The following is a 26,802-nucleotide window of genomic DNA, read 5'->3' on the forward strand; positions in this document are numbered from 1 at the left end:
GTAGCGCCGCGCAGCTTCCGCCCGATGGTTGCGGTCGGATGGCTCCCGCTCGATGGTCGCGACGGGGACAGCGCCGACGGGCGGCGTCTCAGACCTAGCGCTCCATGGCCCGGGAGATCAGGGTGCGCAGCTCGTCGATGCCCTCGCCTTTCTCCGACGAGGTGACCAGCAGGGGCGTGCCCCGGGGCAGGTCGAGGGCCTTCTTGATGGCCGCGCGCTGGTTCTGCTGCTGTTGCTTCGACAGCTTGTCGGCCTTGGTCAGCACGATGGCGAAGGGCAGCTCGGCATCCTGCAGGAAGCGCACCATGTTGCGATCGAGCGCCGAGGGGTCGTGGCGGATGTCGATGAGCGATACCACCAGGGCGAAGTCGCGGTCCTGGTTGTAGTAGCCCTCGATGAGGTCGCTCCATCGGCCCTTCTCGGATTTCGACACCTTCGCGAAGCCGTAGCCGGGCAGATCCACCAGGTCGCGACCGTCCACGTCGTAGAAGTTGATGGTGGCCGTCTTGCCGGGGGTGGACGACACCTTCGCCAGGCCCTTGCGATACATCAGCTTGTTGAGCAGCGACGACTTGCCCACGTTCGAGCGTCCGGCGAAGGACACCTCGGGGCCCGTGGAGGGCGGCAGCTGCTCTGAGGTGCCGTAGGCGGCCTTAAACGATGCGTTGTGGAAGTTCATGGGCGCTCCTTCGAAGGCAATGGGGACCAAATGAGAAGAAAACGACGGTTTTCGTACTCTCAGATCCATCGCTTTCGCAAAAAGGGCAAAATCACCTGGGAAAACGTTGGGACCAAGCGAATCTGCCCATTGAAAAGTTACGAAAACCGTCTTTTTCTTCTCGTATCGGGAGGGTTTTTCCGATATTCAGCTTCAGTTGGCTATTATGGTACCCGAATCAAGCGGGTAAGGATGATAAGGGTGAGAGAAATGACGGAAAAGGGACGCAGCGACAAGTTGGAAGTGGCGCACATCACGGGCGTGCAGGGCATTCGCGCTGCCATGGCGCGCCTGGCCGATGGGGAGGCCGACGTGCCGCTGCCCACCGGCGAGGTAGACGCCCCGCGCCCGGTGAAGACCTGCGCCGTTTGCGCTGCCGACAACGACGGCGCCCGCGACGCCTGCTGGAATTGCGGCGCCTCGCTGCGCCGCGCGCGGTAGGAGCGTGACAGGGGCGACGCGAGGCGCATTAAGGACTCTCGTTTGGGCCCGACGCGACCGGTTCTTGCATCAACAAGAAAGGAGCGCCTCATTCGAGGCGCTCAGGAGGTTGAGGTCGGTGTTACTCGTCGCCGTGACCGAGGGGATTACCGTTGGTGTAGCCCTCTCCCAGAATGGAACTCATAGGAACGTCGCCCTTCCAGTCATCGGCGAACGAGCCGCCCAGGACATTCTCGACGATATGGCGCGCCGCCACGCATGAGCACCACAAGGCCACCGGTTGGTTCGTGCCGCCGCCGTACACCTGGCTGTCCCAACCGGCGGTGGCGATGCCCGAGGCGTACAGGCCGCTGATGGGCGCGCCATCGGGGTCTACGACCTGGGCATCGGTGTTGATGTGGATGCCGCCGTTGGTGTTGTAGGCGTTCACGCCGGCCTTTGCGGCGTAGAAGGGCGGGGTCGCCAGCGCCCAGATCATCTCCCGGGGCTTGCCGAACTCGTCGGGCGCGCCCTCGGCCGCGGCATTGTAGGCTTCCACGGTGCGCGTGAAGTGCTCCACGCTGAAGCCCGGCACGTCGGCGGCGATGGCCTGCCCCAATGCCTCGATGGTATCGGCCTGGTAGAACCAGTCTTTGTCGGCAACGCGCTCGATCTCAGAGCGAATGACCAGCGGGCTGCCCTGCTTGGTGGCGGAATCGAAGCCGTTGTGGCCGTTTTGCCACTGGCCTGCTTCCCACTTCTGCACGTAGGATTCATCGAAGACCGAAAACGCCTGGCTCTGGGACAGAATGACCTGGGGAATGCACGTGAAGAACAGCTGCGATCCCGTGTTGAAGCCGAAGGACTCGTCGTAGAAACGGTCGCCGTATTGGTTGACGAACATGCTGGAGAACTGAAAACCCGCGGCGGTGTTCAAGTCGGAGTCGAAGCCGCAGGGGTCGGCAGCGGTGCCGATTCCCGCGAAGAAGCCGTCGATGGTCTGCAGGCCGGTGCGACCGTGGGCCGTCTGCTCCACCATGAGATGGCCGTCGCCATCCTGGCCGACGCCCAGAGGCATGACCTTGCCCAGGTCGACGTTCGAGTACAGCTCCAACAGCTCGGGATTGGTGTTCATACCGCCCGAGGCCACGACCACGGCGCGGGCGTTCAGCTGCACGACTGAGCCGTCCTTGGCCTTATATTGCAGGCCCGTGACGGTGTACTCGTCGTCGAGCACCAGGGCGAAGGCGCGGGCGTCGGTGCGGATGTCGACGCCCAGTTGTTCGGCCTGGGGCGCCAGCGTGGCCACGGCCGAGGCGCCGGTGCCGCCCTTGTAGAGGGGCTGGCCGGAGCCATAATCCTTAATGGCAACGCCGTGCTTGCCGAACAGCCAGTCGGCGCAGTCGCCCTGCTGGGTCTTCAGGGCGTAGAACAGCGAGGGGTCCACGACGAAGTTGCGCTGGATCATCTCGGCCTGCACGGCGGCGCGCGCCTCCTCGGGGGTCATATTGAGAAAACCGCCGCCGCCCTCGGCGAAGTTGGTGTTGCCGCCCAAGGTGCTCTGCTTCTCCAGCAGCACTACCACGGCCTCGGGCGCCTGCTCCTTGGTGAGCATGGCCGCGGTAAGTCCGCCCATGCCCGAGCCGATGACGACAACGTCCGCCTCCTCGGTCGTGTCGGGCGTAACGGGAATGCCGATGCCGTCGGGGTTGGCGTATCCCGACGCAACGGGGCTGCCGGCAGATGCGGCCGCGCCATCGCCCAAAGCGGTGGCGGAATTGTTCGCGGGTGCTTGGGGCGCGCAGGCGGCCAGCAGCGACCCTGCGGCAGCGGCAGCCGTGGCGGCCATGCTGCCTTTCAGAAACGTACGACGGTCAAGACGGCTCAGGTTTAGCTCGCTCATGGCGAATCCCTCCTTTGGTTGGCTTGGTCAACTGGGAAGGATTCTAGAAACGCGGCGATGGCGAAACAATCGCGAATAAAGTGTGAAATGATAGGTATGCTTTGATCAGGTAAAATGCAGCAAAATACGCTGCGGTCACCCTTTTTTCGCGAGGCCGGCCAAAACCCCGAGCAGTTCTTCGCGCGACGAGACGTCGGCCTTCTTGTAGATGTTGCGCACGTGGGTCTTCGTCGTGTTCTCCGATATGAAGAGGCTCTCGCTGATCTGCCGGTAGGGCGTGCGCTTCAGCAGCATCGCGGCGATCTCCTCCTCGCGCGGACTGAGGCCGAGGGCGGCCGCCCAGGGGTGCTCCTCGGCGGACTCGGCGCTTTCGATGGCATGCTCGTCCCCGGCCGTGCCGATCTCGCCGCCCGTTCGGAGCGCTGCGTCATTCGTCTTCGAGCGCCAGTACATGAACCCCATGGTCACGACCAAGATGAGGTACACCAGGCTCATGGACAGCATATTCGAGAACTGCGCGGGCACGAGCGAGCCGGCCAACTGGCTGGTCTGACTGGCGAAGAACAATGCTGCGATGGTGAACGTCAGGCGCCCGCTCTCGTTGCGGGCGGCAAGCACGGCGGCAAAGTACCACATGAGCACGAAGAAACAGACGAATCCGCCCTGGTTGATCACGGCAGGGATAACGGCAACGCCGCCGCGCAGGGCCGCCAGCAAAAGACCGGTGGCGACGAAGGGTACGACGAACAGCAGGCACAGCTCGAACAGAGACAGGCGCTTTTGGAAGAAGAACACCGCGATGAGCAGCAGCGCCGCACAACAGCTGCCCACCCATTCGGAAAGAAGGCCGTCGGGGATGGCGGCGGGGTCGGCGGCTCCCACGGTGAAGGTGCGTGCCATGCCATAGCCAATGCCCGTCAGGACTGCCAGGATGACCAGGGTGCGCAGCCCCGTGTCGACACCGGCTGTGCCGAGGCCTGCTCCCAGGGTACCGGGGGTGCGTGACGCGTGCAGGAAGCACAGCGCGCACAGCAGTGCGAGTGCAAGGGAGAGGGGGAGCGCCACTGCATCGTGGGCGAGCGACGGCAGAAAAAGCAGGACTCCGCCGAGAACCTCCAAGGCGAACACGAGCGGCAGCGCGCGCAAGGGGAGGCGAGCGTGCAGCTCTCCGTAGAGAATCATCGCGAAGCTGTTGCCGACGCCTGAGAGCACGGCTCCGAGGGCCACGAGTGGTGCGGGCTCGCTGATGAAGAGCGGGGCGAACACCAGGGAAAGGGCTACGAGGGAGAGGGCCGCAAATATTCCGTAGGAAGGTAACCAGCGGGCGTATTCGAATCCAGGTTTGCGATGGGCGATCAAGGCGAGGACGGCGAGGGTGGCAACGGTGCCGATCAGGCTGAGCATGAAGCGGCTGTCGTAGCCGGCGACGAGGGCATCGCGGGCGGCGACGTCGGCATTCCATAGCAGCAAATAATGACAGCCCCACCAGGCGATGCTGCCGCATATGAGCGGAAGGTGGGGCGCCAATCCCTGCGGAATGCCCGCGAGTGCTCGCGAGGCGCCCTTCTCCGCAGCCAGTTCGTCGCTCACGACCCATCTCCTCCCGTTGTCCGATGATGCCCGCTCGTGATTTTAGCGCATGAGGTGCCCCTTTGTGGAGTCCGGTACCGCTGAGCTAAGGGCGGACTCCGACCTGGTGAGGTGCTGGTGCGGCTCGCGGGGGAGGGCGGGGCGATCGCGCGGGGGCTGTCCCCGAAGGTCGTCTGTTGCTCTGGGACGGGGCCTGTTCCTGGAATGTGCTGAATTCGAGACGCTGAAAGTGGCACTGGACTGCGAAAAGTAAACGGCGTCTGACTACTTTTCGCAGTCCAGCGCCACCTCCCTTGGATGCTGGCAGCATTTCCCCTGGTGGGCGCTGCGCGGGCGGCGAACACTAACGATTTTTTTGGTTGCGCGCGTGTACTTTTCGCAATCCAGCGCCACTTTCAGCGACATTTGCTTGAAAATGCGGAAAACGGGACGGAGCGGAGAAGATATGGGATCGGAGCGCAACGGGGCGCGACGGTCGTCTTGCGGCGGGGGCGCTCGGCGGAAGCGGGGGGCTCGTCTCTTCCGCTGGGGAAAATCACGGTTATAATGGGGCATTGCCTATTTCACCGACGTTCACCGAGGGAGAGCCATGAAAGCCTATAATCCCCATGAGATCGAGCCGCGCCTCCAGCTTGCCTGGGAGGAAGCGGGCCTGTTTTGCGTGCCGGAGAACTCCGACGCGCCGAAGAAGTACGTGTTGGAGATGTTCCCGTACCCCTCGGGCGACATGCACATGGGCCACGCGAGCAACTACACCTACGGCGATGTGGCGGCCCGTTACGCGAAGATGCAGGGCTTCGACGTGCTGCATCCCATGGGCTGGGACGCCTTCGGCCTGCCCGCCGAGAATGCCGCGGTGAAGCATCACAGCCATCCGGCCCTGTGGACCTACCAGAACATCGAGACCCAGCGCAAGAGCTTCACGCGCATGGGATTTTCCTACGACTGGGACCGCAAGGTGGTGGCCTGCGACCCCGAGTACTACCGCTGGGGCCAGTGGATCTTCCTGAAGTTCTGGGAGCGCGGGTTGGTGGAGCGCCGCAACAGCCCGGTGAACTGGTGCCCGAGTTGTGCGACGGTGCTCGCCAACGAGCAGGTCATCGAGGGGCGCTGCTGGCGCTGCGACTCCGAGGTGGAGAAGCGCGATCTCACCCAGTGGTACTACAAGATCACCGATTACGCCCAGGAGCTGCTGGACGACCTGGACCAGCTTGAGGGCTGGCCCGAGCGCGTGAAGCAGCAGCAGGCCAACTGGATCGGTCGCTCCGAGGGCGCCAATGTGGACTTCATCCTGTGCGATCCGCAAGGGAACGCTCCGGCCGAGCCGACGGAAGACGACATCATCACCGTGTTCACCACTCGCGCCGACACGCTGTTCGGCTGCAGCTTCTTCTTGCTGGCCCCCGAGAGCAAGCTGGTGCCCCAGCTGGTGGCCGGCACGGAATACGAGCAGCCCGTCATGGAGCTCGTGGAGGCCGCCAAGAAGGTGACCGCCGTGCAGCGGGCCCAGGGCGACCACGAGAAGCACGGCGCGTTCACCGGCCGCTACGTGGTGAACCCCATCAACGGCGAGAAGGTGCCGGTGTGGGTGGCCGACTACATCGTGGCCGATTACGGCACCGGCGCCGTGATGGCCGTGCCCTGCGGCGACACCCGCGACTTCGAGTTTGCCCGCAAGTACGACCTGCCCATCATCCCCATCATCCTGGGCGACGACGACCCGCTGTACCCGTCGTTGAAAGACGAGCAGAACCGCGTGGTGACCAAGGTGGACTGGCCGGAGGCCTACGCCGCCGAGGGCACCCTCGTGCAGTCGGGCCCCTACACCGGCATGGCCGGCGGCAAGCACTCCGAAGGCGAGGCTGCCATCGTGGCCGCCCTGGAGGAGGCGGGCCGCGGCAAGCGCACCGTGGAGTTCCGCCTGCGCGACTGGCTCATTTCCCGCCAGCGCTACTGGGGCAATCCCATCCCGGCCATCCACTGCCCCACCTGCGGCGTGGTGCCGGTGCCCGAGGAGGATTTGCCCGTGCGCCTGCCCGAGGACATCGACCTGGCCGCCGGCGAGACGCTCGCCACCCACGCGGGCTTTGCCGAGTGCACCTGCCCGGTGTGCGGGAAGCCAGCCCGGCGCGAGACCGACACCATGGACACCTTCACGTGCTCCAGCTGGTACTACATGCGCTACACCGACCCGCACAACATCCACGCCCCCTTCGACCCCGCGAAGGCCAACGGCTGGATGCCCGTGGACCAGTACATCGGCGGCATCGAGCATGCCATCCTGCATCTGCTCTACAGCCGCTTCTTCACGAAGGTGCTGCGCGATTTAGGGATGCTCGACTTCGACGAGCCCTTCACGAACCTGCTGTGCCAGGGCATGGTGCTCGATGCCCACGGCGAGGTGATGAGCAAGTCCAAGGGCAACGTGGTCTCTCCCGAGGCCATCATCGCCGAGTACGGCGCCGACGCGGTGCGCACCTACACGCTGTTCCTCGGGCCGCCCGAGAAGGAGAAGCTGTGGAACGACGACGGCCTGCCGGGCATGTACAAGTTCCTGAACCGCCTGTGGCGCCAGGTGCACGACCTGTGCGGCAAGGCCGGCGACGAGACGCTGTTCCAGGAGGCTCCGGCTCCCGAGGTGGCCGTGAAGGCGGCCCAGAAGCTGGCCCGCGAGCGCCATCGCGTGGTGCAGAAGGTGAGCGCCGACATCGAGCGCAACAACTTCAACACCGCCATCGCCGCCATCATGGAGCTGTCCAACGCCGCCGGCGAGTACCTGCGCGCCTTCAGTTCCGACACCCGCGCCGCCTGTCCCGACCATCGGGCGCTCGATGCCGATGTGGCCGAGACCCTCGTGAAGCTCATGGCCCCCATCGCGCCGCATATCACCGATGAGCTGTGGCGGGAGGCCCTCGGCCGTGAGGGCTTCCTCTACGGCGAGCCGTGGCCCACGTTCGACCCCGAGCAGGCCCGCGCCGACGAGGTGGAGCTGGCCGTGCAGATCTGCGGCAAGCTGCGTGCCCGCATCATGGTGGCCGCTGACGCCCCCGAGGCCGACGTACTGGCTGCCGCCCGCGAGGTCGTGGCCGACGCCATCGAGGGCAAGGCGGTGAAGAAAGAAGTGTACGTGCCCGGCCGCCTCGTGAACATCGTGGCGGTGTAGGCGCGGCCTTTGCGGGTTGCGGGAGGGGGCACCCCTTGGCGCAGTCCGCCGAGCGCTCTTTCCCGCTGCGAACGCGATTAAAGAAAGAGCGGAAGGAACGCACGCATGAGAGCCCCGTCCCAGCACGCTTGCTGCTGGCGTGGGGCTCTTTCTTTACCTATCGCGTTCTTCACGGGGCGCTCAGAGGCCTGCGCCAAGGGATGCCCCCTCCCGTAACGGGAAGATACAACGGGGGCCCGCGAGATCATCTCGCGGGCCCCCGTGTTGGAGGGGGCTTCTGATTGTCCCAGCGCAGAGGCTTAGGCCAGCTCGCCAGAGGCCAGTTCCTGGCCGAGCACGTAGGGCAGCGTGATGCAGCAGGCGCCGTAGTTCATGCCCTCCATGGCGAAGGTGTAGGTGGCGCTGTAGAAATTGCCGATCATGCAGCCGGCGTTGTAGAGGCCCTCGATGGGGCTGTCGGTGGCGTCCAGCACGCGCAGGTGAGCGTCGGTGCGCAGGCCGCCGAGCGATGTGAGGAAGCCGGGGGTGAAGGCGGCGCCGTAGAAGGGGCCGTCGTTCTCGCCGATGGGGATGAGCTTGTCGGCGGTCTTGTAGAAGTCGGTGTCTGCGCCGGCAGCGCACATGCCGTTGTAGCGCTCGATGGTGTCGATGGTCTCGGCGGGCAGGCCCAGCTGGGCGATCACCTCCTCGCGGGTGTCGGCCTTCACGATGTTGAAGCCGTCGGTGTCATTGTCCCAGCGCTCGATGACCTCTTCGGTGGTGAAGTACTCGCCGTGGACGAAGTTGATGGCGCCCCAGGGGCCGCCGGCCTCGGCGCGGTTCTGGCCCCAGATGCAGTAGGCGGTCTTCTCGGGTAGGTGCATAATAGTGGCGCAGGCGAAGCCGCCCAACACGTCCTCGTTCATGAAGCGGCGGCCGGCGTTGTCCACCATAAGTCCGGTGTGGCTCGTGTAGGGCTGGTCGCCCGGCAGGTTCGGACGGCCGAGCATGATGTTGTTCGGCTCCTTCTGCCAGGCGCCGCCCACCCACAGCTCCATCTTGTGGCCGTCGCCGGGCATGAGGCCGCCCATCCAGATGCCCTGGTCGTAGTTCACTTCGCTTTCGAAATCGCACAGCTCCACGGCCTGGGGACAGTACTTCTCCATCATGTCGCGGTCGTGGGAGAAGTCGCCAGTGGCCATGACCACGGCCTTGGTGCCCACGTACTTGGTGTAGGTGCTGCCGTCGGCGGTGGCGAGCACGGCGTCCACGCGACCGGAGGTGCCGTTCGGGGTGCCGCCGCGCACGAGCTGCTCGGCCTTCACGTTCCAGCGCACGTCCACGCCGAGGTCCTCGGCGATGTAGCGGCCCATCTCTGCGGCAATGTACGGCTCGCCGGTGCCCACCTTGCCGTGCAGCTCCTCGTCGTCCACGTAGAAGGCGTGGGCGGCGGTGGGGGTGAACATGGGGTCGCCCTCTTTGTACTCGGGGCCCGACTCGATGGTGGTCTTAATGCCGGCGTTGGCGGCGATGTCGATGATCCAGTTGATGGCCTCCTCGGAGTGGTTGTAGAACTTGTACCACAGCTCGGGGCGGAAGTTGCCGCCGTTGGCCGCGTACTGCATGCGGTAGAACCACGCGGGGTCCATGCGCGGCAGCCCCATCTGCTCCATCACCTTGGAATACACGCCGTTGTTCGAACCGCCGCGGGAAACCGGGGCCTGAGACGCGCTGATGAGGATGACTTTCAAGCCGTTCTCGGCGCAGGATGCGGCTGTGACCATGCCGGCCATGCCACCGCCCACGACGACCACGTCGGCCTCTTCCGTGGCGGTGATCTGGTCGTCGGCGATGGGCTCGGGGGCAATTTCGAAGGCCCATTTCTGGTCGGCGCTGTTCACGCCGGAGCCGGCGGTGCTGGCCAGGTCGCCGTCGGCGGCGGCTGCGGACTGCTCGGTTTTCTCGGCCGGGGCGGCGCAGGCGGCCAAGGCACCGGTGGCGACCAGGCCGGCTGCGCCCAAGGCGGCGCCTTTGACGAATCCACGGCGATCGACGTTTGCTCTCATAGTGCTTCCTTCCCTCCAGGATGTACGGTTGCGCGCAGTCGGCGCAGTTCGCGATGGCGCGGCGGCTACCGCGGTGCCATCGTCCGACTGCTCTTCGCATCCTAGCGTTTGCGCAGGTCGCAAACCTCATCCAGTTTGGGTGGTTTCTCGCCCAGAGACCCTGCGGGCCCCTGTTGGCCCCTTCTCGGGACGGCCGCCGTCCCCGTGGCTCGATATAATGGAAGGCGAGTGAACGCCTGCGGCCACGGGCGCGCGGGCAATGGGGAGAGCGAACCGCATCCGGCTGGGGAGGGAAGGACCATGAGGCTGAAGGGTGTGCCGAGCGCGTGGATGGGCTTGGCGGCGGTAGCGGGGGCCTACGGGCTCTTTCTGGCGTGTACGAGCATTGTGCTGTGGGGCGGCTACACGGTGTTGCTGCCCCAAGGGGCGGACTCCGCGGCCGGCCTGGCCGTGGAGTACTTCGTGCGTTGGGCGGCCTTCCCGCTGACCTTGTTCGCCGTGGCCCTGGCCACCTATCTGCGGCCCAAGGCGAGCATCGGCCGCCATCCCCTGGTGGCGCTGTCGCTGTTTCTGCTGGTGCCGGCGGTGACGGGTGCTGCGGGGGCAGGGCTGCTGGGGTTGCATAGTGCCCTGGTGCTGTGCGCGGTGTGCCTCAGCTGCGGCAGCGGGATTCTGTTCAGCTATCTGCAGGAAGTGGTCGCGTCGCTGAAGGTGTACGACGCCGGCATCGTGGTGTTCGCGGCGGCCGGCGTGTCGGCGGTGGTCTACATCGCCTTAGGCCAGCTGCCGCGCGTGACCATGATGTGGATCGGGTTTCTGGTGCTCGTGCCGCTGACCGTGGCCGCCGTACTGGGGGCGCGGCGGCTCGTACCCCAGGTGCACCCGGCCTTCGACACGGTGCCGACCCAGCAGGTTGATCGGTGCCGCCGGGCGGCCCGCGAATCGTGGCCCTCGCTCATCTGCATCGCGTTCTCGGCTTTCGTCGTGGGGCTCATCCGCGTCCAGGCCATCGGCAGTGCCGAGGTGTCCCAGGCCTTCGACAACGCCAACATGATGGGTCTTTTGGTGGCCTCGGTGGTGCTGTTGGGTGCGTGGCGCACGGTGTACGAGCGTATCAGGCTATCGCGGCTCTACCAGATCATCTTTCCGCTGACCGCCACCATCTATCTCCTGCTGCCCCTGTTCGACGGCACGTTTCGCCAGGGGTTTGTGCTGCTGGTGTTCGTGGTGTTCTCAGTCACGTCCTCGCTTATGGTGGTGTCCTGCTCGCGGGTTGCGCGCAACCAGTGTGTGCCGCCGGTGCTGGTGTACGGCGCGTTCGCGGGCACGGTGTACGGGGCCATGGAGCTGGGTTCGCTTCTGGGCTGGCTGTTGGAAGCCACGGTGGGTATTGGGCTGGCGGCCCTGTCGGTGGTGGCGCTCGTGGCTATCTACTGCATGTCCATGGTGATGAACGCCAAACGCCAGGCCGTGGTGGTGCCCCTGGCGCCCGCGCCCGCGCCTGCCCTCGCGCTGGCGAGCGCCGCGGCCGCACCCGAGCGGGGGCTGTCCCAAGAGATGCCCCCGCTGGGCGCCATGCTGGCACAGCAGTGCGCGGCGGTGGTGGCCCAGTACGGGCTCTCGGCGCGGGAGGCCGACGTGCTGGGGCTGCTCGCTCGCGGGCGCGACGCGGCCTACATTGCCGACGAGCTGGTCATATCGAAGAACACCGTGCGCACCCATATGCGGAATATCTTCTCCAAAACGGGAGTGCACTCGCGCCAAGAACTGATCGACCTGGTGGAAACGGCTGAGCGCTCATAGGTTCGGGGTACCCGCGGGCGCCCCGAACCTAGGCGAGCATGGTGTCCAAAGCCTCGAAGAGCTTGTCCATCTCGATGGGCTTGGTGAGGTGTCCGTCCATACCGCAGCGCAGGGCTTTCTGGCGATCTTCCTCGAAGGCGTCGGCGGTCATGGCCAGGATGGGGATGCGGGACAGGTGCTCGTCATCCAGATGGCGGATCGTGCGCGTGGCCTCGTAGCCGTTCATCACGGGCATCTGCACGTCCATCAGCACCAGCTGGAAGTAATCGGCGCCCGAGGCGCGCAGCTTGCTCACGGCCTCTTGGCCGTCCACGGCGTATTCCACGGTGAAGCCCTCGTCCTCCAGCAGGGTGATGGCGATCTCGCGGTTCAGGTCGTTGTCATCCACCAGCAGGATGCGGCTGCCGCGCATGTGGTGGTTGGGCTTCAGGTGGTGCGCCTTCGCCGGTGTCACGACGGGGCGCGAGGAATTCAGCTCCAGCATCAGTTCTATGGTGAACGTGCTGCCCTTGCCCTTGGTGCTGTCTACGGCGATGGTGCCGTGCATCATGTCCACCAGGCTCTTGGTGATGGACATGCCCAGCCCCGTGCCCTGGATGCCGCTGATGGTGCTGGTGCGCTCGCGCTCGAAGGGATCGAAGATGTGGTCGACGAATTCTGCGCTCATGCCGATGCCCGTGTCCGACACCGTGAAGCGGTAGCGGCCGTAGCCCGCCGGTGCGCCGAGCACTTCGGTGACGTTCACCTTGATGAAACCGCCGGGTTTCGTGAACTTCAGGGAGTTGCCCAGCAGGTTCAGCAGAATCTGATTGATGCGCAGCTTGTCGCAGTGCACGTTGGCGTGCTGGATATCGTCGGTGATCACCGTGAGGTACAGCTGGCGGGCGCTGGCCTCGGCCTGCACGATGCTGTACAGATCTTCCAGCATATCCACCAGGTTGCAGGGCTGCTCGTCCAAAGACACCTTGCCGCTCTCGATGCGGCTCATGTCCAGGATGTCGTTGATCAAGCTGAGCAGGTGGGTGGAAGAGGACTGGATCTTGTCCAGGTACTCGCGTACCTTCTCGGGCTGGTCGATGCGGCTGCCGGCAAGGGTGGTGAAGCCGACAATGGCGTTCATGGGCGTGCGGATGTCGTGGGACATGTTCGACAGAAACGCGCTCTTGGCGGCACTCGCCTTGTTCGCCCGATCGAGCGCCTCTTCCAGAAGGGCGCGGCGCTTCATCTCGTCGCGGGTCTGTACGTCGACGCTGCGGAAGCCCAGCACGATGTCGTGGCCGTCCTGCCAGTCGCCGGTGCGCACGGCGGTGGCCTGGCAGTATTCCGCAGTCTCGTCGCGGGCGATGCGGTAGTTCACGTGGATGCGCGTGGCATCGGCCAACTCCTCCCGCAGGTTCGCCACGGTGAGGGTGTTCTTCAGCGTGGCGCGGTCGTCCTCGTGCACGGCGCTGGCCAGGTAGGCGTCGATGCAGTCGTCCAGCTGCAGAATGCCGGTGAACAGGTCGTCCAAATGGCGCATCTTGTCGCCGCTGACGCGCAGGGGGATGCCCTCGCCGGTGTCCAGGTTGAAGGAGCAGACGATGAGATAGTCCTCCGACAGGGCGTGGATGAGCTCTTTCTGGTAGCGGTCCTTCTGCACCTCTTCCAGCTTCTTGTCGGTGTAGTCCAGAAGGAAGCGCTGGAACAGCAGCTCCCCGTCGCTCTCGATGAGCTTCACGTTGCCCAGCACGTGCAGGATGTCGCCGTTGTCGTGGCGCACGCGGTACTCGGTGCTCACGGAATCGCCGACATTCTTCAGCGTGGCGATGCTGGCGCGCAGCCGCTGGGCGTCTTCGGGCAGCACTGAAGGGGCCACCATGTCGAATCCGTCGTCTACCATCTCTTCCTCGGAGTGGTAGCCCAAGATGTTCAGGGCGGCCTGGTTGATGCCGAGCACGCGAGTGCCGTCGAAGGAATGGGTGATGACACCGCATTCCATGGTGGTGAAGATGGTTTCCAGGGTGCGGTTCTTCTCGACGATCTCCGTCTCGTAGGCTCGCTCCTGGGTGACGTCGATGGCCACGCCCACGGTGCCCATGACCGTGCCGTCGATGTTGTAGAGGGGCGATTTGTAGGTGGTCAGCAGGCGGGTGCCGGCGCCGGTCTGCACCACTTCCTCGGATACGATGGTGGATTCGGACTCCATTACCTGGCGCTCGGATTCGATGCAGGCCGGGTCGTCGGCCTCCACGTCCCAAATATAGGCGTGACCGCGGCCCTGCACGTCTTCTTTGGTCTTGTTCACCGTGGCGCAGAAGGCGTCGTTCACCTTGTGGTGGATGCCGTCTTTCGACTTGTACCACACGAGGCAGGGAATGGAATTAATGGTGGCTTCCAGGTACTGCTCGGTTTCCCAGGCCTCGGCCTCGCGGCGGCAGGCCTTCTGCCACAGCCCGAAGCGGAACGAGAATTCCTGCACGGACAAGGGGGCGATCCAGATGTCGGCGACGGCGTCGAACAGGTCGGCCAGCTCGGTCATCTGCTCATGGCTGGCGATGACCACCAGCTTCGCCCAGCTTTTCTTCACGGCCAGGGCATCCGTGATCCAGGCGGTGGCGTTGCGGTCGGAGACATCGACGAACAGGGCATCGGCCCGGGCGATGGCCGCGGGATCGGGCCCCGGCGCGCAGAACACCATGTGGGAGAACGGGAACAAGGGCTCAGTGGTTTCCACGATGGAAGCCAGCTCGTCGGAAAGGCCCACGAGGCAGATGTTAACCGGGAAATGGTACATGACGCGCGTCCTTCGAAGGGTGCCGAGTCGATTACGGTAACGTTACGGAAGGGCAACGTTTTATCTTTCGTAGTATACCAACTTTAATGCCAAGTTTATCTGGGCATTTCATCGAATGCTCTCGTCTGCGTCCCGCGGACCGGTTGGGACGGGGCCAAATTTGCTATAGTGGACGCTTCCGTCCGTCAAGTTGTGCAGGGAGGTGCCTGTGGCTCGCGATCATTCCCGTCGTCTTTCGCCGGTGGTGCGCTGCCTGCGCGCCCTTGCCTGCGTGGTCCTTGCGGCGCTTGCGGTGGTGGTCGTGGCCAATGGAGTTACGGTGGCCACGACGCGCGGGCAGGTGCACACGGTGCCCCAGTTGGCCGACGAGCTGGCGGAGGCGCCGGCCGATGCCGTGGTGGTGCTGGGGGCCAGCGTGTACGCCAACGGGCGGCCGAGCGACATTTTGGCGGACCGTCTGGAGGTGGCCGTGGATCTGTACAAGGCCGGGGCGGCGCGGGCCATCATCTGCAGCGGAGACAACCGCTCATCCCATTACGACGAATCCGACGCCATGAAGGCCTACTGCGTGTCGCTGGGCGTGCCGAGCGAGGACGTGTACGTGGACCACGCCGGCGTAACCACCTACGATTCCATGTACCGTGCGCGGTACGTGTTCGGGGCCGAGCGCATTGTGGTGGCCACCCAGGCCTATCATCTGTATCGGGCCATGTTTATCGCCGACCAGCTGGGCATGGAGGTGTGGGGCGTGCCCACCGACAAGGGAGCCTATCGTAATCAGGTGAGCTACAGCCTGCGTGAAGTGATGGCGCGCACCAAGGACTTCTTCGCGGCGCTGCTGCAGCTGCCCGTGGACACGGGCGGGGATGCGGTGTCGCTGGCCGAGTCGGGCGACTTGACATAAGGAGGGCGCGATGCAGAGTCTGGCAACGGGATTGAGCGCGCTGGTGGCCGATTTGGGGCCTGAGGCCGCCGCGGCGCTGAGGCGCTCGCGCAACAAGGAGCGCTACCGCGCGGCCGTGGAACGCACCTGGCGCGCCCGGCCCGAGGTGGGGCACTTCGTGCTGGCCCACACCAACGGCATCTACATCGCCCGCGACGAGCGGCCGCGCAAGGGGCCCGACAAGCACCGCGAGCGCTGGGTGTTCGGCATCTATCTGGACGAGCCGGCAGCCCGCACCGAGGTGGACGCTTGGCAGGCGGTGTTGCTGCAGGCCCTGCAGGTAGAAGGCCTGACTGTGGACGAGCTGCGCTTTCTGCCGGCGAAGTGGGACATGCGCAAGCGCAAGCTGTTTCCCGAGCTGACCGAGGGCGGCGCGGCCGGCGGCGCTGGCGCCGGGCCGACGGGCGCCGGGCCGGCGGGGAAGGGCTCGGCGCGGGTGTGGCGCGAGGAAGACGAGTCGCGCGGGCTGGACATCGTGAAGACGGCTACCTGCCTGGCGTTCGAAGACATCGACCTAGCCTGGGCATTCTTGGAACAGGTGCGCGGTGCGGTGTTGGACGAGGTGCTGCTGCGCGAGCCGACCGAGACCGGTTCGCGGCGCGACGGCAAGATCCAGGACAAGAAGAACTACTGGCTCGTGCTGTTCGTGGACGATCCGGAGGGCATGGGGCGCATCGTGGACGCCTACGGGGGTGCTATCCGCAGCCAGGCGCGGCGCCTGGGACTGCGGATCCGCAAGATCGCCGTGCGGCCGGCCACTCCCGAGATGGCCGGGTGCCACAGCTTCCAGCGTCAGGGGCGCTCGCTGCCGCTGAAGCGCGAGGGGCGGTAGGGGCCCGCGGCCGGCCGCGGGCGTCGCTTCGCGTTTTTTGGTCTAGCCGAACTGCTCGAGGGGCACCGCATGGTCGCGGGAGATGCGCAGTTCCCAGGTGTGGACCAGGTCGTACACGTAGAACAGGGCATCGGTCTTGTGGGTCAGGACGGCGCTGACGGGCACGTCGGCGGCCGAGTAGATCTTACGGCACTGGGCCGACAGTCGGTCGTGGCCGGCGAACAGCTCGGGATCCTCGAAGCGGCAGCTGCCGTAACTGAAGAAATAATTGTGGGAGGCGTCCCAGCTGAACAGGCGCGCAAGGATGCGGTGCAGGTCGGCCAGGGAGGCGTCGGGCTGCACGGTGGCGCTGCGCGCGGGGGTATGTTCGCTGGGGACAAGCTCGACGATCAGGTTCCAGGCCGCACCGCCGTCGGTGATCCGAGGCGCCCCTTGCACGGCCGGCCGAGCATCGGCGGGAAACGGTATGATCTTCGCTGCCATGGCAAATGCCTTTCGCCTTGGTCGAGGATGTTTCAGGCGGCATTGTAGCAATTCGTTTTCCCGTTTGGCGATAAAGGGTTGAAAAAGAGGGGAAATATCGGTCGTTATCAGGGGTTATCGGTTGTTTACGCTAAGTTAATAGGTCATGAAATTGGGGAATTGATGATGGGCGGCATCCGCGAATGCGCCCGTGCGGACAGCGGTATAATCAACGGGATTCAAGAGGTAGGCCGACGGAGGGCAGCGTGGTGCAGCAGAAGAGAAAGACGACCAAGGCGGACGCCACCCGTCGTCAGCTGCTGGATGCCGCCCTGGCGGTCATTGCCGAGCGCGGCTATGCCGAGGCCACGGTGGATCGCATCGTGGAGGAGGCCGGCGTGTCGAAGGGCGTGGCCTACTATCACTTTTCCAGCAAGGCCGATATCGCCGAGAGCATCCTGGTAGAGGGCATCGGGGACTTGATCGCATCGTTCGAGTCGGTGGCCGCTAAGGCCCCCTCGGCCCGCGAGGCCCTGGTGACCATGGTGGAGCTGTTCGCCTCGGTGATCTTCAAGAACGCCGCCTTCGGTCGCTTCTTTGTGGCCGAGCTGTGGCGGCCGGGGCGCGCCTGGTCGGAGGTGATGCGCGGCTACGAGCGCCGTTTGCTGGCGTTGCTTGAAGGCCAGCTGGTGCGCGGCCAGCGCGAGGGCACCGTGCGTCCCGAGCTGGATCCCTCCTTCGAGTCGGTGGCCCTGGTGGGCATGGTGCTGACCACTACGCTGTACTACATCGGGGAAGAGGGCGAGAGCCTCGGCACCCTGACCGAGCGCGAGTCGCTGTTCGTTGCCCGCATCACCGATTTCGTCCACCACGCCAACGTCCCCTCGGCCGTGCGGGCGGGCTGAAGCCCGCTCCTGCGAAACATGTCCGGACAAGTGCGCGGCCAGCGCGCGGCGCGGCCAGCGAGAGGGCCTGTCGCGACGCCCCCCGTAGGGGCGGGCTTCAGCCCGCCCGCCGACCACGGCCGACAGGGGGCCTGCCGGCGCTCCTTCGATCGCGTAGCCGCCATCCCCGTGCGCATTTAACCCGTCTGTGCGGCGGCGGTGCGGGACGGGCGTGGTTTCGCGGTATGCTGCGGGTGGTATTTGAACCAGGTTCCGCAGATATCGCGAGAAGGAGCGCCCCATGTACAAGATTCACTGCCTGAACAATATCTCTCCTGTCGGCCTCGACCTGCTCACCGACAGCTACGAGCTTACTGATAACGTGGAAGAGGCCGACGCCATCCTGGTGCGCTCCGCCGATATGCACGCCATGGACATTCCCGCAAACCTGAAGGCCGTGGCCCGCGCCGGCGCCGGGGTGAACAACATCCCCCTCGATACGTTTGCCGAGGCTGGCATCGCCGTGTTCAACACACCGGGAGCCAACGCCAACGCCGTGAAGGAGCTCGTGCTCGCGGGCATGCTGCTGGCGAGCCGCGACATCATCGGCGGTGTGGAGTGGGTGCGCGCCAACGCCGACGACGAGAACGTGGGCAAGTCCGCCGAAAAGGCCAAGAAGCAGTTCGCCGGCGGTGAGATCATGGGCAAGACCCTGGGCGTTATCGGCCTGGGGGCCATCGGTGCGAAGGTGGCCCAGGCCGCCGAGGCGCTGGGCATGAAGGTCATCGGCTACGATCCGGCCATGGACGGCATCACCGTGCATGAGAAGGTTTCCCCCACGATGGAGTTCGCCGACGACCTGGCCAAGCTGTACCCGGTCTGCGACTTCATCACCATCCACGTGCCGGCGCTGCCCGCCACGAAGATGATGATCAACGGCGAAGCCCTGGCGCAGATGAAGGACGGCGTGGTGTTCCTGAACTTCTCCCGCGACGTGCTCGTGGACGATGAGGCCATGGCCGCCGCCCTGGAAAGCGGCAAGGTGGCCGCCTACGTGACCGACTTTGCCAACCCGGCCGTGGTGAAGATGGAGCGCGCCATCGTCATCCCGCACCTGGGCGCGTCTACCGCCGAGGCCGAGGACAACTGCGCCAAGATGGCCGTGGAGGAAGTCATGGCCTACCTGGAGCGCGGCGAGAAGATCCACTGCGTGAATATGTAGCGAGCTCGCACGACGGGCGGTGCGGGGAGCTTCCTCTCGTCTGTTGACGGTCTGAGGTTGGGGCAGTCTTCGGGCTGCCCCTTTTCTTGTGGCTTCTTGCGACTCCAGAACGGTGACAGAAGAGTAGAGACACTATATTTACGCTTGAATTTAGGCTACAATTTCTTCTAGTCTAGTAAAGGAGGCTGCAATGACAGTGTTGACGGCTACGGCAGCAGAGGCTCGAACTAATTTCTCACGCATTGCCTCGGCGGTAAGCGAGACGGGGGAGCGTGTGACGGTGTTCAAGAACTCGAAGCCTTGGGTGGTGATTGCGCCCGCCGGTGAAGTGGATGCTGACTATGTTGAGCTGGTGCGGAGCGGCATTCTCGAAGGTCGCGAGCAGATCGCGTCGGGTCTTGGCATCGAAGGCACCGAGGCTCTTCGCAAGACGGTTGCCGAACTGCGATCCCAGCATGACTAAGATGGTTTACTCGCCGCGGTTCGCCTGGGAGCTCTCCCGAGTGACCTCTGCGCGAGTGGAGCAGAAAATCTACGACACCTTGGACATCATCGAGGCTGTTCCCTCCATTGGCTCGCGGAATATTCCCCGGATGATCCAAGTAGAGTTTGGGGAAGGTGTCCTTAAGATGGTCGTCGATCCCTTCGATATTTTCTACGAGTATTTCGATGCTCTCGATACGGTGTACGTCTATACCCTTGTTTTTCAGCGACAGGCTCGTTGAAATAGCGGGAAAATCGTTTTTTTGGAGGTTGGTATGAGCATGGAGCGCCCTTGTGTTTTGGTGGGTGTGACCGGGTGCATTGCGGCCTATAAGGCCTGCGAGATCGTGCGCGGGCTGCAGAAGGCGGGCGTGCGGGTGAAGGTGGTCATGACCGAGCACGGCACCCATTTCGTGGATCCGGTGACCTTCCGGGCGCTGACCCACGAGAAAGTGGCCGTGGGGCTGTTCGACGATCCGTCCGACCCCATCCACCACATTTCGCTGGCCCAGGAGTGCGACGTGTTCCTCATCGCTCCCTGCACGGCCAACGTGATGGCGAAGGTGGCCTGCGGCATTGCCGATGATCTGCTGTCCACGACGGCCCTGGCGACGACCGCGACGCTGGCCATGGCGCCGGCGGCCAACGTGCACATGTACGAGGCCGCGGCCACCCAGGCGAACATGGCCACGCTGCGCTCGCGCGGCGTGCGCTTCATCGAGGGGGATGCGGGCTATCTGGCCTGCGGCGACGTGGGGCGCGGCCGCTTGGCCGATCCGGCCCTCATCGTGCGGGAAACGCTGGCGTTGCTGGCCGAGCGGGTGGGCGAGGAAGCCCTGCGGGCAGCCTGCGAGCGGTATGGGGAGGTGCCGTTCGCGTCGGTGCTCGATCAGGTGAACGCGGCCCGCGAGACGGCAGCTCCCGTGGAAGAGGCGGGTGTGCCTGAGGGGGTTGCGACCGGCCCCGACGACGTCGCCGCGCCCTGTGCTGCTGCGAACGCCGCGACTTCCGGTGTTGCGGGTGCGCCTCGGCCCGGTGCCGTCGCCGATGGCGCGGCTGCCATGCCTGCCGGCGCCCTGGCCGGGCGCACGGTGCTCGTGACGGCGGGCCCCACGGTGGAGCCCATCGATGCGGTGCGCTACATCTCCAACTACTCTTCGGGCAAGATGGGTTACGCCATAGCCGAGGCCGCGGCGGCCGCCGGAGCGCGCGTGGTGCTCGTGTCGGGGCCGGTGGCCCTCGCCGCGCCGGCGGGCGTGGAGGTAGTGCCCGTGAAGACGGCCCGCGACATGCTGGCCGCCGCCTCCGAGGCATTCCCCGCCGCCGACGCCGCTATCTTCGCGGCGGCTGTGGCCGACCTGCGTCCGGCGAATCCGGCCGATCGCAAGCTGAAGAAGGGGCGCGACGATGCGGCCCTGGCCAACGTGCCCCTCACGGAGAACCCCGACATTCTGGCTACCCTGGCTGCGGGCAAGCGCGCCGACCAGTACGTGGTGGGCTTTGCCGCCGAGACCAACGACGTGCTCATGAACGCCCACGCCAAGCTTGTGAAGAAGAGCGCCGACATGATCGTGGCCAACCAGGTGGGCGATGGGCTCGCCTTCGGCACCGACGACGATGAGGTGTGGCTGGTCACGGCCGACGACGAGGTGCTTTTGCCCCTTATGAGCAAGGCCGCTGTGGCCGGTCGCCTCGTGGAAGTGGTGGCGGCCCATCTGGCCTAGCCATTACGCTTCCGTAAGCAACCCCAGGTTTTTCGCGAAAGCGTCCCGCAGCCGGGGCGCTTTCGCTATGATGGTGCCCGAACGAGAAAGGGGCATTATGCGCGTGCTTTTGGTGGAAGACGACGGCGCCATCGTGCGCACGCTGTCGGAGCTGCTGGCCGACGAGGGGTTCTCGGTGGTTACCGAGGCGACCCAGGATGGGGCCTGCGGCCGCCTGGCCGCCGAGAGCTTCGACATCGCGCTTTTGGACGTGACTCTGGCCCAGGGCAACGGGTTCGCCGTGTGTGCTGCCGCCCGGGAAGTGGCGCCGGACATGCCGGTCATCTTCCTGACTGCCTCCGACGACGAGTACTCCACCGTGGCCGGCCTGGACATGGGGGCCGTCGACTACATCGCCAAGCCCTTCCGCGCCCGGGAGCTGGTCTCGCGCATGCGCGGGGCCCTGCGGCGTGCGAGCCCCGCCGACAACGTGCTGACTGTGGGCGATGTGCGGCTGGATGTGAGTTCCGGCGCCGTGACCCGGGGTGGCGCCGAGGTGTTCCTCTCGGCCCTGGAATACCGGCTGCTCCTCTACTTCTTGCAGCACAAGGGCAAGCTCGTTACCCGTGAGATGCTGCGCGACGCCATTTGGGACAGCGCCGGTGAGTACGTGTCGGACAACGCCCTGAACGTGTACATCAAGCGCTTGCGCGAGAAGGTGGAGGCTGACCCGTCCGATCCGCAGATCATCGTGACGGTGCGCGGGCTCGGCTACAAGGTGGGGGCATAGGGTGGGCTCCCTCTCTACGCTGCTGCGCCAGGCGGCGGTGCTGGCGGCCCTCTGCACGGTGCTGGCGTGGCTGGCCCCGACCGATGCGAAGCTGTGGGTGGTGGCCATGGGGCTGGTGTCTCTCGGGCTTTTCTGTGGCATCTCGCTGTACCGCCATCGCCAGATCATGCGCCTGGCGGCCGAGATCGACGAGGTGCTGCACGGCGGCCGACGGGTGGACTTCTCCACGTGCCGCGAGGGCGACGTGGCTATTCTGACGAGCGAGCTGGCGAAGATGGTCGCGCGTCTGGGGCGCACGCGTGACCAGTTGTCTCACGAGCGCAACGCCCTGGCCGATGCCCTGGCCGATGTGTCCCATCAGATTCGCACGCCGCTGACGGCCATCGGCCTCATGCTGCCCCTCATCGAGCGCACCGACGACGGGCGGGAGCGCCGTCGCCTCGTGCGCGAGCTGGAGGGGATGCTCGACCAGGTGTCGTGGCTCGTGACCACGCTGCTGAAGATTGCCAAGGTGGATGCGGGCGCCATGCATGTGGAGCGGCGCGAGGTGCTCGCCGGCGAGGTGGCCCGCCGGGCCGTTGGGCCCTTGGCCACGGCCATGGACCTGCGCGACGTGAACCTAGTGCTCGACCTGGATGAGGCTGCCACCTTTGTCGGCGATGCCCCGTGGAGCGCCGAGGCCCTGGAGAACATCGTGAAGAACTGCATGGAGCACACTCCTGCCGGTGGCACCGTGACCGTGACCGTGCGGGAGGACGCCCTGGCTACCACCTTGGCGGTGAGCGACACGGGCCCCGGTATCGCGGCGGAGGATCTGCCCCACATCTTCGAGCGCTTCTACCGCGGTCGCGACGAGGGGGCTCGGGGTGCGGAAGATTCAAGGAACGCGAACGGCCTCCAGGGCGGGGAAGGCGGCAGGGACACCGGCGCTGCCGGAGCGCACCCGTCCGTGGCTGCGGCTGTTGTCGATGAGGTGCGCCAGCCCGCCGGCTTCGGTATCGGCCTTTCCCTGGCCCAGGCCCTCATCTCGGCTCAGGGCGGCACGCTGCGGGCCGCCAACAATCCCGAGGGCGGCGCCCGCTTCGAAATCGCCTTCCCGAAGCTGGTGGTGTAGGGGCTTCTCGTCTGCGCTCCCTCGTGGTGGGGTGCGTGCGGCCCCTCCGATTCGCCGTGCTTTTCGCTTACACTTCCGTAATGGGCGCGTTATGGGGCGGCAAGGGGGCTTGCCCATACTGTTCCGTAGATTGGGAAATCAGGAGAAGAAAGGCATTCGGTATGGATATTCTCACCGTCAGCCACTTGACGAAGATCTACGGGGAGGGCGAGGCGGCCACGCGGGCCTTGGACGACGTGTCCTTCAGCGTGCAAGAGGGCGAGTTCGTGGCCATTGTGGGGTCGTCGGGTTCGGGGAAATCCACCCTGCTGCACCTCATCGGCGGGGTAGACCGTCCCACCTCGGGCCATGTGCTGCTGAACGGCGCCGATGTGTACGCGCGCAGCGATGAGGAGCTGGCGGTGTTCCGCCGCCGCGAGGTGGGCCTGGTGTACCAGTTCTACAACCTGGTGCCCGTGCTGAACGTGGTGGAGAACATGACGCTGCCCGTGGCTCTGGACGGCCGCACCGTGAACCAGGACCGTCTGGGCGGCCTGCTGGACCGGCTGGGTCTGCGCGGCCGCGAGGGACATCTGCCGCGCCAGCTGTCGGGCGGTCAGCAGCAGCGCGTGGCCATCGGACGAGCCCTCATGAATGCGCCGGCCGTGGTGCTGGCCGATGAGCCCACGGGCAATCTGGACACGGCCAACAGCCGCGAGATCATGCAGCTGTTGCGCGACTCCAACCGCGACTTCGGCCAGACCATGGTGGTGATCACCCATGACGAGGAGATCGCCCTGGCCGCCGATCGCATCATCGCCGTGGAGGACGGCCGCATCGTGCGCGATGAGAGGATCCGCCGATGAACGCCATGACCACCTTCACCATCAAGAGCCTGCGGGCCAACAAGGTGCGCACGCTGGTGACCATTGCCGGTGTGGTACTGGCGGCGGCGCTGCTGACGGCGGTGCTCACCAGCTACACGAGCTTGCAGGCCATGCTCTACGAAGCCGAGACGCGCATGGCTGGCACCTGGATGGCCGAGGTGCAGGGCGACGACTTCGACGCTCTGGCCTCGGAGGCGCGGGAGGCCCAGGCTGCAGGGCAGGTCAACGATGTCGCCTACCTGCGCGACGCCGGGTTCGGCGAGCTTACCGAACAGCAGCAGAACTACTTCGGCCGGTATCTTCCCCTTGCGGATTTCTCGGGCGACATCGAAACGCTGTGCTCCCTGCGGCCGAGCGAGGGGCGCTTGCCCGAGAAGGCCGGCGAGATCATGCTCTTCGATACGTGGCGCACCGCCGGCGACGGCGTGGAGGTGGGCGACACTATCACGGTGCCCGTAGGCGAGCGCGTGGCGGTGCTCGCTCCGGGGCGCACTGGCTCGATGACCCACGGCGAGGTGCCGGCGAGCGGCGGTTTCGTCGGCGGGATGGAGGCTGCCGAGGACGAGATCGCTGAGGGCACCGTGCTTGATTCGTCCATAGGGTATTTGGATGCCGCCCTCGACGGCGGCATCTTCAACGAGGAGCTGCGCGTTACGGGCGAGCGCACCTATACGGTGGTGGGATTCTACGACAATATTCCCTATGCCGCCTCTCACGGCTTCGGTATGACGGCCTTCACCTGCGATTCTCCGGACGATGAATTGACGGGGCTGAATCGGGCCTATGTGACCATGGCCGGCGTGGGCAGCACGGCCGCGGTGGAACAGCGCATCGAAGAGGCTTTCCCCGACCGCTATGCCGAGTTGCACATGGGGCTTCTGCGCTATATGGGCGTGCGCACCGACGGTGCCATTTGGGACACGTTCTTCAATATCGCGGCGGTGCTGGCCGTGGTCATCATCGTGGCCTGCGTGTCGCTCATCTACAACGCCTTCGCCATTTCCGTGGCCGAGCGCACCGGCCAGTTCGGGCTTTTGGCCTCGGTGGGGGCCTCGCGCCGGCAGCTGCGTCGGGCCGTGGCGCTGGAGGCGCTTATCGTGGCGGCCATCGGCGTGCCGCTGGGGCTTGTGGTGGGCATCGGCGGCTGTACGGTGACCTTTGCGGCCCTCGGCCCGTCGCTGGCCACGATCTTCGGCGCGGCCGAGGTGGGCTTCAACCTGTCGGTGGCGCCGTGGGCTCTGGCGGTGGCGGCCGGCCTCACGGTGGCCACAGTGCTGTTCAGCGTGTTCGTGCCCGCTTGGCGGGCGAGCCGGGTGAACGTCATCGATGCGCTGCGCGGCAACCAGTCGGCCCGGGCTTCCAAACGCGGGGCGGCGCGAGCGGCGCGGGCGGCCAACCCGGCCAAGCTGTGGCGCGGCCGCGGCATCGCCGGGCGCGTGTTCGGCATGGGCGGCCTTCTGGCGCGCATCAACGAGAAGCGTGGCGCGTCGAAGGGCATGGCTGCTTCAGTGTCGCTGGCCCTGGCCATCGTGCTGCTCATGACGGCCGGATCGTTGTCCACGTTTTTGGGGACGCTGACGAAGGTGGCCGGCGGCCCGGTCGATGCGGGCGATGTGGGCGTGGTGGCGATGTTTTCGGACGATACGGCACCGGGCGGGGATGGGGCCGAGGGCGCGGACGCGGCTGGCAATGCGCCCGGAGCCGAGGGCGCGGACGCTGGCGCTGCTGATGCGAACCCGGCTGCCCTGGCCGATGACGGGCCCCTCACCTTGGAGGCCGTGGTCGAGGCCCGTAACGCCCGCTTCGCCGAAGAGGCCACGGTCTACGGAAAGGCCTGGGAGGTGCTGAAGACGACGCCGGATGCCGAGCCGGTGGGCTGGCGTCTGGATGGGGGCGTGCCCCTTATCGTGCCCGAGGCCATGGTCGGCGATGCCTTCAAGGCCGATGGGGCCCTGCACGGGGGGCAGATGGCCGACGGCTCCTTTGCCGTGATGGGATCGGTGGTGTACTTGGAAGACGCGGCGTTCGACCGCTGCGTTGCCGACGCGGGGCTGAATCCCGCCGACTTCCGCGACCCGACTGAGCCGCGGGCCCTGGGGGTGGGGAAGGCCTATGGGAACAACGGCGCCGTGTACGAGCTGCTCGACGTGCTTACGGCTACGGGCACGGTGCAGGCGCTGACAGCCGGCCTCTACGAGGGCGAGGTCGTGTCCGGGTTCGCCGTGGCCTATGAGGCAGACGGCGCGAACGGCGCGGGCTTCGGCTTTGTGCCCTACGTGTTCGAGCCTAATGGGGCTGACGGCGGGATGACGCGCAACCTCGATCCGGCCGATGTGGAGACGGCCACGACCCCTGTAGAGGTTGTCGCTGTGCTGAACGAGGCTCCCGAGCTGGTGGGCATGTACGGAGAATCGGTGCAGCTCATTGTGCCCATGTCCCTGGCGGCCACCCACAGCCTCGGTATCATCGACCCCACCTTCCGCGCCTCCTTCGACGCGCCAGAGGGCCGTTCGGGCGAGGTGGGGGACGACTTGGTGAACGCGGCGGGCACCTTCTTCCACGACGAGGCTCCCTTCGAGGTGGCGTTCCTCGCCATGAACGACTATGCGGGTGATGTTGCCAGCAACCAGACGCTGGCCATGGTCGTCAACGTGTTCTGCCTGCTGTTCACGGTGATTCTGGCGCTCATCGCCATGGCCAATGTGTTCAACACGGTGACCAACGGGCTCATCCTGCGCCGCCGCGAGTTCGCCGTCATGCGGTCGGTGGGGCTTTCCAACCGCCAGTTCCGCGCCATGATCGTGGACGAGTGCGTGGCCTGGTGCGCTCGAGGCCTCGTGCCGGGCGTGCTGCTGTCGCTTTTGGTGTCCTGGCTGCTGTGGGTGGCGGTGTCCGGCTCACTGTCGGGCCTTTCCTTCATGGTGCCCTGGGCCTACGTGGCCCTGGCCTTCGCCATGACCGCGGCGGCCGTGGGCATTTCGGTGGCCTACGGCATGCACCGCTGCAAGGCCGACAACGTCGTGGAGGCCCTGCGCATGGACAGCGTGTAGGAGTCCATTGCGGCTATGCGGGCGGCAGCCGCGAGCGT

General features: G+C 65.7%; 20 protein-coding genes. 14 read left to right on the forward strand and 6 right to left on the reverse strand.

All coding sequences use genetic code 11. The features are described 5' to 3' along the window. Positions 1-94: 94 nt before the first annotated feature. Positions 95-679, reverse strand: a complete 585-nt coding sequence (yihA, locus tag G503_RS0106805; protein WP_028026988.1) for a ribosome biogenesis GTP-binding protein YihA/YsxC — start codon at positions 677-679, stop codon at positions 95-97. A 249-nt stretch (positions 680-928) separates the two neighbouring features. Here yihA and G503_RS0106810 point away from each other — a divergent pair, with 249 nt between their 5' ends. Then, positions 929-1,159, forward strand: a complete 231-nt coding sequence (locus tag G503_RS0106810) for a hypothetical protein (protein WP_028026989.1) — start codon at positions 929-931, stop codon at positions 1,157-1,159. Positions 1,160-1,280: 121 nt separating this feature from the next. Here G503_RS0106810 and G503_RS0106815 read toward each other — a convergent pair whose 3' ends face one another. Beyond that, positions 1,281-3,041, reverse strand: a complete 1,761-nt coding sequence (locus G503_RS0106815) for an FAD-binding protein (RefSeq protein WP_028026990.1) — start codon at positions 3,039-3,041, stop codon at positions 1,281-1,283. A 135-nt stretch (positions 3,042-3,176) separates the two neighbouring features. After that, a complete protein-coding gene (locus G503_RS0106820; RefSeq protein WP_028026991.1) occupies positions 3,177-4,631 on the reverse strand; it encodes a helix-turn-helix transcriptional regulator in 1,455 nt (484 codons plus the stop codon). Positions 4,632-5,220: 589 nt separating this feature from the next. Here G503_RS0106820 and leuS point away from each other — a divergent pair. Next, the gene (leuS, locus tag G503_RS0106825) at positions 5,221-7,794 is read left to right on the forward strand and encodes a leucine--tRNA ligase (RefSeq protein WP_028026992.1); all 2,574 of its coding nucleotides are present in this window, start codon (positions 5,221-5,223) and stop codon (positions 7,792-7,794) included. Between the two features lie 299 nt (positions 7,795-8,093). On the opposite strand, the gene G503_RS0106830 is transcribed toward leuS, so the two are convergent. After that, positions 8,094-9,839 carry an FAD-dependent oxidoreductase gene (locus tag G503_RS0106830; RefSeq protein ID WP_028026993.1) on the reverse strand — a complete coding sequence of 582 codons (1,746 nt, stop codon included), beginning with the start codon at positions 9,837-9,839 and terminating at the stop codon, positions 8,094-8,096. A 300-nt stretch (positions 9,840-10,139) separates the two neighbouring features. Here G503_RS0106830 and G503_RS0106835 point away from each other — a divergent pair, with 300 nt between their 5' ends. Further along, a complete protein-coding gene (locus G503_RS0106835) occupies positions 10,140-11,642 on the forward strand; it encodes a helix-turn-helix transcriptional regulator (protein ID WP_028026994.1) in 1,503 nt (500 codons plus the stop codon). A 28-nt stretch (positions 11,643-11,670) separates the two neighbouring features. Here G503_RS0106835 and G503_RS0106840 read toward each other — a convergent pair whose 3' ends face one another. Then, a complete protein-coding gene (locus tag G503_RS0106840) occupies positions 11,671-14,415 on the reverse strand; it encodes a PAS domain-containing hybrid sensor histidine kinase/response regulator (RefSeq protein ID WP_028026995.1) in 2,745 nt (914 codons plus the stop codon). A gap of 208 nt (positions 14,416-14,623) precedes the next feature. Here G503_RS0106840 and G503_RS0106845 point away from each other — a divergent pair, with 208 nt between their 5' ends. Both G503_RS0106845 and G503_RS0106850 read left to right on the forward strand, forming a co-directional pair. Next, a complete protein-coding gene (locus G503_RS0106845) occupies positions 14,624-15,319 on the forward strand; it encodes a SanA/YdcF family protein (protein WP_156891955.1) in 696 nt (231 codons plus the stop codon). A 10-nt stretch (positions 15,320-15,329) separates the two neighbouring features. Beyond that, complete coding sequence (locus G503_RS0106850; protein WP_028026997.1) at positions 15,330-16,190, forward strand: hypothetical protein; 861 nt, start codon at positions 15,330-15,332, stop codon at positions 16,188-16,190. Between the two features lie 42 nt (positions 16,191-16,232). On the opposite strand, the gene G503_RS0106855 is transcribed toward G503_RS0106850, so the two are convergent. Continuing rightward, positions 16,233-16,673, reverse strand: coding sequence for an IS1096 element passenger TnpR family protein (locus G503_RS0106855; protein ID WP_028026998.1), 441 nt, complete (start codon positions 16,671-16,673; stop codon positions 16,233-16,235). Positions 16,674-16,921: 248 nt separating this feature from the next. Here G503_RS0106855 and G503_RS0106860 point away from each other — a divergent pair, with 248 nt between their 5' ends. The 9 genes from G503_RS0106860 (at position 16,922) to G503_RS0106900 (ending at position 26,764) form a co-directional block, all read left to right on the forward strand. After that, positions 16,922-17,557 (forward strand): TetR/AcrR family transcriptional regulator, encoded by a 636-nt coding sequence (locus tag G503_RS0106860; protein ID WP_035022268.1) that lies wholly within the window; start codon positions 16,922-16,924, stop codon positions 17,555-17,557. A gap of 280 nt (positions 17,558-17,837) precedes the next feature. Then, positions 17,838-18,758, forward strand: a complete 921-nt coding sequence (locus G503_RS14185; RefSeq protein WP_035022227.1) for a 3-phosphoglycerate dehydrogenase — start codon at positions 17,838-17,840, stop codon at positions 18,756-18,758. A gap of 190 nt (positions 18,759-18,948) precedes the next feature. Beyond that, the gene (locus tag G503_RS15620; protein WP_051191015.1) at positions 18,949-19,221 is read left to right on the forward strand and encodes a type II toxin-antitoxin system Phd/YefM family antitoxin; all 273 of its coding nucleotides are present in this window, start codon (positions 18,949-18,951) and stop codon (positions 19,219-19,221) included. Then, positions 19,214-19,483: a hypothetical protein gene (locus tag G503_RS0106875; RefSeq protein WP_028027000.1), complete on the forward strand. Its 270-nt coding sequence runs from the start codon at positions 19,214-19,216 to the stop codon at positions 19,481-19,483. The genes G503_RS15620 and G503_RS0106875 overlap by 8 nt, the downstream gene beginning before the upstream one ends. 33 nt (positions 19,484-19,516) lie before the next feature. Continuing rightward, positions 19,517-20,965, forward strand: a complete 1,449-nt coding sequence (locus tag G503_RS16745) for a bifunctional phosphopantothenoylcysteine decarboxylase/phosphopantothenate synthase (RefSeq protein WP_051191017.1) — start codon at positions 19,517-19,519, stop codon at positions 20,963-20,965. Between the two features lie 97 nt (positions 20,966-21,062). Then, positions 21,063-21,734 carry a response regulator transcription factor gene (locus tag G503_RS0106885; RefSeq protein WP_035022230.1) on the forward strand — a complete coding sequence of 224 codons (672 nt, stop codon included), beginning with the start codon at positions 21,063-21,065 and terminating at the stop codon, positions 21,732-21,734. Between the two features lies 1 nt (position 21,735). Continuing rightward, the gene (locus G503_RS0106890) at positions 21,736-22,848 is read left to right on the forward strand and encodes a sensor histidine kinase (protein ID WP_028027003.1); all 1,113 of its coding nucleotides are present in this window, start codon (positions 21,736-21,738) and stop codon (positions 22,846-22,848) included. Positions 22,849-23,009: 161 nt separating this feature from the next. Beyond that, positions 23,010-23,693, forward strand: coding sequence for an ABC transporter ATP-binding protein (locus G503_RS0106895; protein WP_028027004.1), 684 nt, complete (start codon positions 23,010-23,012; stop codon positions 23,691-23,693). Continuing rightward, a complete protein-coding gene (locus G503_RS0106900) occupies positions 23,690-26,764 on the forward strand; it encodes an ABC transporter permease (RefSeq protein ID WP_028027005.1) in 3,075 nt (1,024 codons plus the stop codon). Before G503_RS0106895 ends, G503_RS0106900 begins: the two co-directional genes overlap by 4 nt. Positions 26,765-26,802 lie beyond the last annotated feature (38 nt).

It is taken from the genome of Adlercreutzia mucosicola DSM 19490, from assembly GCF_000422625.1.
GTDB lineage: Bacteria > Actinomycetota > Coriobacteriia > Coriobacteriales > Eggerthellaceae > Adlercreutzia > Adlercreutzia mucosicola.

Bases quoted from the DNA above. Each gene is read 5' to 3' on its own strand.
- G503_RS0106895 (WP_028027004.1), top strand. From the start codon at position 23,010: ATGGATATTCTCACCGTCAGCCACTTGACGAAGATCTACGGGGAGGGC.
- G503_RS16745 (WP_051191017.1), top strand. From the start codon at position 19,517: ATGAGCATGGAGCGCCCTTGTGTTTTGGTGGGTGTGACCGGGTGCATT.
- G503_RS0106815 (WP_028026990.1), bottom strand. From the start codon at position 3,041: ATGAGCGAGCTAAACCTGAGCCGTCTTGACCGTCGTACGTTTCTGAAA.
- G503_RS0106830 (WP_028026993.1), bottom strand. From the start codon at position 9,839: ATGAGAGCAAACGTCGATCGCCGTGGATTCGTCAAAGGCGCCGCCTTG.
- G503_RS15620 (WP_051191015.1), top strand. From the start codon at position 18,949: ATGACAGTGTTGACGGCTACGGCAGCAGAGGCTCGAACTAATTTCTCA.
- G503_RS0106840 (WP_028026995.1), bottom strand. From the start codon at position 14,415: ATGTACCATTTCCCGGTTAACATCTGCCTCGTGGGCCTTTCCGACGAG.
- G503_RS0106810 (WP_028026989.1), top strand. From the start codon at position 929: ATGACGGAAAAGGGACGCAGCGACAAGTTGGAAGTGGCGCACATCACG.
- G503_RS0106855 (WP_028026998.1), bottom strand. From the start codon at position 16,673: ATGGCAGCGAAGATCATACCGTTTCCCGCCGATGCTCGGCCGGCCGTG.
- G503_RS0106875 (WP_028027000.1), top strand. From the start codon at position 19,214: ATGACTAAGATGGTTTACTCGCCGCGGTTCGCCTGGGAGCTCTCCCGA.
- yihA (WP_028026988.1), bottom strand. From the start codon at position 679: ATGAACTTCCACAACGCATCGTTTAAGGCCGCCTACGGCACCTCAGAG.
- G503_RS0106900 (WP_028027005.1), top strand. From the start codon at position 23,690: ATGAACGCCATGACCACCTTCACCATCAAGAGCCTGCGGGCCAACAAG.
- G503_RS0106835 (WP_028026994.1), top strand. From the start codon at position 10,140: ATGAGGCTGAAGGGTGTGCCGAGCGCGTGGATGGGCTTGGCGGCGGTA.
- G503_RS14185 (WP_035022227.1), top strand. From the start codon at position 17,838: ATGTACAAGATTCACTGCCTGAACAATATCTCTCCTGTCGGCCTCGAC.
- G503_RS0106850 (WP_028026997.1), top strand. From the start codon at position 15,330: ATGCAGAGTCTGGCAACGGGATTGAGCGCGCTGGTGGCCGATTTGGGG.
- leuS (WP_028026992.1), top strand. From the start codon at position 5,221: ATGAAAGCCTATAATCCCCATGAGATCGAGCCGCGCCTCCAGCTTGCC.
- G503_RS0106885 (WP_035022230.1), top strand. From the start codon at position 21,063: ATGCGCGTGCTTTTGGTGGAAGACGACGGCGCCATCGTGCGCACGCTG.